This is a genomic window from Flectobacillus sp., assembly GCF_049240685.1.
In the GTDB taxonomy this organism is placed as follows: domain Bacteria; phylum Bacteroidota; class Bacteroidia; order Cytophagales; family Spirosomataceae; genus Flectobacillus.
On the sequence record NZ_JBMLSD010000033.1, the window covers coordinates 1 to 1,057 of the forward strand.

The 1,057-nt window shown below is 34.2% G+C and carries 1 protein-coding gene; it reads left to right on the forward strand.

Annotation, left to right across the window (positions count from 1 at the left end):
• Window positions 1-145: 145 nt before the first annotated feature.
• Window positions 146-1,051 (forward strand): helix-turn-helix domain-containing protein, encoded by a 906-nt coding sequence (locus tag ACOVQ4_RS01630; protein WP_421818921.1) that lies wholly within the window; start codon window positions 146-148, stop codon window positions 1,049-1,051.
• The last annotated feature ends 6 nt before the right edge of the window (window positions 1,052-1,057 follow it).

Here is a 1,057-nt window from a genome sequence, read left to right on the forward strand (position 1 = left end):
TGTTGCCTTGTCCCTAAAACACAAAACTTAAATATAATTCTGCACGATTACTTATTATTATCCTTTTTTCTGAAAAATTTCATGGAACTATTTTCCAGTGTAGTGGAGTTGTCAATTTATTACTTAAAGTATTGTTCAGGTATTCATGGCAAATAAATTAAAAGATATTCCCGTATTTAACCTCTTGGACTTCGTTCAGGAGCATTCGATTGATGTTGAGTCTTTTTCAAAAGATTTTGTGGTGAAGGTAGATACGGAGGTATACGAAAATGAAAAGTTTGATTATCTATATAGAACAGAATTTTTCTTTGTGATATTGGTGCTGCATGGCGAAATAGTGATCGATATTAATAATCATGAATACAAAGTTCATGAACATCAGCTTGTGATTACTGCCCCAAACGACATCAAACGCTCCTTATGTGCTTCAGAAGGTTCGATCATTTCGGGAGTTGCCTTTACCCCTAATTTTTTAGCACAAGTAGCCGATTTCAAAAATTTGCCAGAGGTTTTTAATTATATCTCATACCAAAGCTCACCACTATGGAGCCCAGATTTACCTGATTTTATGAGAATGAAAGAGATAACAGAAGTCTTGTCTTTTCGCTTTCATAGTCAAAAGGAACATCCTTTTGGAAAAGAAATCCTCAAAAATATGTTCAATATCTTTCTCTATGAGCTTGGAGGTATTGCGCAAAAATATGCTCCCATCAAGAACTCAACTTTTACCAGAAAAGAATATCTGGTAATGCAGTTTGTAAATATGCTCCAAAAAAAGTTTAAAGAACAAAGAAATGTACAATATTATGCCAATGAGCTCAATGTTAATCCTAAGTATTTGACACAAACCGTAAAGGAGGTTTCAGGAAGGAGTGCAGGCGAATTAATCGATGATTTTGTGATTCAGGAGGCTAAGTTGTTGCTCACCGATTCTAGTCTGAGTATTTCGGAGGTCGGTGATATTTTACATTTTAGCGATCAATCTTTTTTCGGAAAATTCTTTAAAAGACATACAGGTTTTTCACCCTCCGAATTTAGAAAAATAGAATAAGTAAGT